Below are 3,478 nucleotides of genomic sequence, written 5' to 3'. Positions count from 1 at the left end.
CGCGCCGAGCCCCAGCCGACGGCCTCCTGCGCCAGCTTGATCTTCTGGACGAACCTCGTGCCCACGTCGAGCCGCAAGAGCGGCAGGAACCAGCGGTAGAGGTCCCACGCCTCGCCGGAGCGTCCGGTGACGGCGAGCTCGAAGAGGCGCACGGACTCGGCGGGGAAGGCGTTGACGAGCCCGGCGATCCAGCCGCGCGCGCCCGCGGCGACGGCCTCGACCACGAGGTCGTCGACGCCGCTGAGCACGGTGAACGACCCGGGCATCAGCGCCCTCAGGGACGTGACGCGCCTGACGTCCGCGCTCGACTCCTTGACCGCGTTCAGGTGCGGGAAGTCGGAGTGGAGCTCGGCGACCTGCTCGGGCAGGAAGTCGGTGACGTAGGCGAGGGGGTTGTTGTAGAGCATGCAGGGCAGCGCGGTCGCCTCGAGCACGGCGGAGACGTGGGCGCGCATCTCGCGCCAGTCGCCGGCGTAGACGTAGGGCGGCAGGACCATGAAGCCGCTCGCCCCGGCCGCCTCGGCGTCGCGCACGTAGCGCACGGCCTCGGCGGTCGACAGCGACGACACGGCGGGGATCACCGGCGCCGCGTCTCCCAGCTCCTCGGCCAGGCGCTCGACGGCGCGCAGCTTCTCGGCGTAGGTCACCGTGGCGCCCTCGCCCAGGGAGCCGAAGGGCACGACGCCGACGCAGCCGGCGTCGACGAGCCACCGCGCGTGGCGCGCCAGCAGGTCCAGGTCGACCTCCATGGCCTCGGTGAACGGCGTCGTGATCGCGGGGATGACCCCGTCCCATGCCACCTGCATAGCGAGCTCCTTCCGGGCCGTTCCGCTGCGCCGCGCTCTCGCCTACACATACAATCCCTCAGCGAGGGCATGCAGCCGACCGGCCACGTCAAGCGCCTGCAGGTCGTCGACTCCCACACGGGCGGGGAGCCGACGCGGGTCGTCGTCGCGGGCGGGCCCGACCTGGGCACGGGCCCACTGAGCGAGCGCCTGGAGCGCCTGCGCGCCGAGCACGACTGGCTCAGGCGCGCGGCGGTGAACGAGCCGCGCGGGTCCGACGTGCTCGTCGGCGCCCTGCTGTGCGAGCCGCACGATGAGCGGGCCCTCGCCGGCGCGATCTTCTTCAACAACGTCGGCTACCTGGGGATGTGCGGCCACGGGACGATCGGCCTCGTCGTCACGCTGGCGCACCTGGGGCGCGCCGCGCCCGGCGAGCACCTGATCGAGACGCCGGTCGGCACCGTCGCGGCGCGCCTGCACGAGGACGGGCGCGTGAGCGTGGCGAACGTCCGCTCGTACCGCCTGCGGCGCGGCGTGAGCGTGACGTTCGAGGCGCCGGGCGGCGGCACGCGCAGAGTCACGGGCGAGCTCGCCTACGGCGGCAACTGGTTCTTCCTCTGCCACGACCACGGCCTCGCCGTGGAGCCGGGCAACGTCCCGGCGCTCACCGAGTGGGCGCGGCGCATCAAGGCCGCGCTGGCGGAGGCCGGCGTCACGGGCGAGGGCCACGAGGTCGATCACGTCGAGCTGTTCGGCCCCAGCCCCGTCGCCGACTCGCGCAGCTTCGTGCTCTGCCCCGGCGACGCCTACGACCGGTCGCCGTGCGGCACCGGCACGAGCGCGAAGCTCGCCTGCCTGGCGGAGGACGGCCTGCTGGCGCCCGGCGCGGTGTGGCGGCAGGAGAGCGTGATAGGCAGCGTGTTCGAGGCCGCGTACGAGCCCGCTCCCGACGGCGGCGTGATGCCCACGATCACGGGCACGGCGCACGTGACGGCCGAGGCGACGCTGCTCCTGGACCCAGACGACCCCTACGCGCACGGTATCCCGCCCGCCGCGGGGCGGGCGTGAACGCGGACCCGCCGAGCGCGCGGGGAGGGTTCCCGTGAGGGTCGTCGTGGTCGGCGCGGGGGTCGTCGGCCTGTCGGCGGCTCACCACCTGCTGGCGGACGGCCACGAGGTCCTCGTCGTCGACCGCGGCGCCGAGGGCGAGGAGAGCGCGTCGTACGGCAACGCCGGCATGGTCGTGCCGAGCCACTTCGTGCCGCTCGCCGCGCCGGGGGCCGTGGCGCAGGCGCTGCGCTGGATGCCCGACCCCGAGAGCCCGTTCCGCCTGGTGCCGCGGGCGTCGCTCGACCTGCTGCGCTGGGGCGTGGCGTTCTGGCGCGCGTCGCGGCCCGCCCGGGCCGCGTCCGCCAGCCGCGTGCTGCTGGCGTTGGCGCGGGCGAGCCGCGCCGCCTACGCGGAGCTCGAGCACGAGGTCGGCCCGTTCGGCCTGCGCGGCGACGGCCTGCTGATGCTCTGCGCCACGTCGCACGGGCTCGCCGAGGAGACGGCCCTGGCCGCCAGGGCCGCGCGGCTGGGCCTCGACGTGGCCGTGCTGGACGCCTCCGGCGTGGCCGACCTCGAGCCGGACGCCGGCTACGCGGTCGCCGGGGCCGTCCACTACCGCGAGGACGCGCACCTGGACCCGGCGGCGCTGATGTCCCGCCTGCTGGAGTCGGTGCGTTCACGGGGTGGCGAGGTGCGCCGCGGGGCGCCCGTCGAGCGCCTGCTCACGCGGGCGGGCCGCGTCGTCGGCGTCTCCGGCGCGGGCCTGCGCGAGCTCGCCGACGCGGTGGTGCTCGCCGCCGGCGTCTGGTCTTCGCGGCTGGCGCGCGGCGTCGGCCTGCGCCTGCCGCTCGAGGCGGGCACCGGCTACAGCCTCACCGTCCCGGCGCCGGCGTCGGGGCCGCGCCTGCCGGCGATCCTGACCGAGGCGCGCGTGGCCGTGACGCCGCTGGAGGGCAGGCTGCGCGTGGGCGGCACGATGGAGCTGGCGGGTCTCGCCGCCGACGAGGCGGCGCCGAACGCGCGGCGCGTGCGCGGCATCGTCGAGGCGCTGAGGCGCTACCTGCCGCGGCTCGACCCCGCCCCCTTCGAGGCGGCGACGCCGTGGCGCGGCCACCGACCCGTGTCACCGGACGGCCTGCCCTACCTGGGCGTGCCGCGGCGCCTCCCCGGCCTCGTGGTGGCCACGGGGCACGCGATGCTCGGCGTGAGCCTCGCCCCCGTGACGGGGCGCGCGGTGGCCGAGCTCGTCGCGGGCGGCACCCCCGACCTGCCGCTCGAGGCGCTGCGTCCCGACAGGTACTCGTAGGCACCGGTCAGCCGGCCCACGCCCTGCGCTAGCCGCCCGGCCGGCAGGGGTAGCATCGCAGTGCGTGAACGACCGGCGCTGGGACCGCAACTTCCTCCTGGGGGTGGTGAACGGCGTCTTCGTGACCGCCGGGGACGCGTTCTTCCACGGCAGCCTCGTGCTCGCCCCCTTCCTCGCCGAGCTGGGCACCTCGCCCGTGGTGATCGGCCTGATCCCGGCGATGCGCGTCGCGCTCTACTTCCTGCCGCAGCTCGTCGTGGCCAACCGCCTGTCCCACGAGGCGCACAAGCTGCCCTACTACCGGATCACCTCGACGACGCGGAACCTCGCGTTCCTG

At 75.7% G+C, this 3,478-nt stretch carries 4 protein-coding genes; 3 read left to right on the top strand and 1 reads right to left on the bottom strand.

What is annotated here, in order from left to right; genetic code table 11:
* On the bottom strand, positions 1–806 hold an 806-nt coding region (locus VF202_08300; protein HEX7040096.1), incomplete at its 3' end, for a dihydrodipicolinate synthase family protein.
* 69 nt (positions 807–875) lie between these two features.
* Here VF202_08300 and VF202_08295 point away from each other — a divergent pair.
* The 3 genes from VF202_08295 to VF202_08285 form a co-directional block, all read left to right on the top strand.
* Positions 876–1,853, top strand: coding sequence for a proline racemase family protein (locus VF202_08295; GenBank protein ID HEX7040095.1), 978 nt, complete (start codon positions 876–878; stop codon positions 1,851–1,853).
* Between the two features lie 34 nt (positions 1,854–1,887).
* A complete protein-coding gene (locus VF202_08290; protein ID HEX7040094.1) occupies positions 1,888–3,141 on the top strand; it encodes an FAD-dependent oxidoreductase in 1,254 nt (417 codons plus the stop codon).
* 64 nt (positions 3,142–3,205) lie between these two features.
* Positions 3,206–3,478 (top strand): hypothetical protein (locus VF202_08285; protein ID HEX7040093.1); only part of this gene is annotated, 273 nt, incomplete at its 3' end.

Source organism: Trueperaceae bacterium, assembly GCA_036381035.1.
Lineage (GTDB): Bacteria > Deinococcota > Deinococci > Deinococcales > Trueperaceae > DASRWD01.
This window is presented reverse-complemented; position numbering and strand designations above follow the sequence as displayed.

What these genes read in the sequence shown, in the direction of transcription:
- VF202_08295 (HEX7040095.1), top strand. Translation starts at nt 876, where the DNA reads ATGCAGCCGACCGGCCACGTCAAGCGCCTGCAGGTCGTCGACTCCCAC.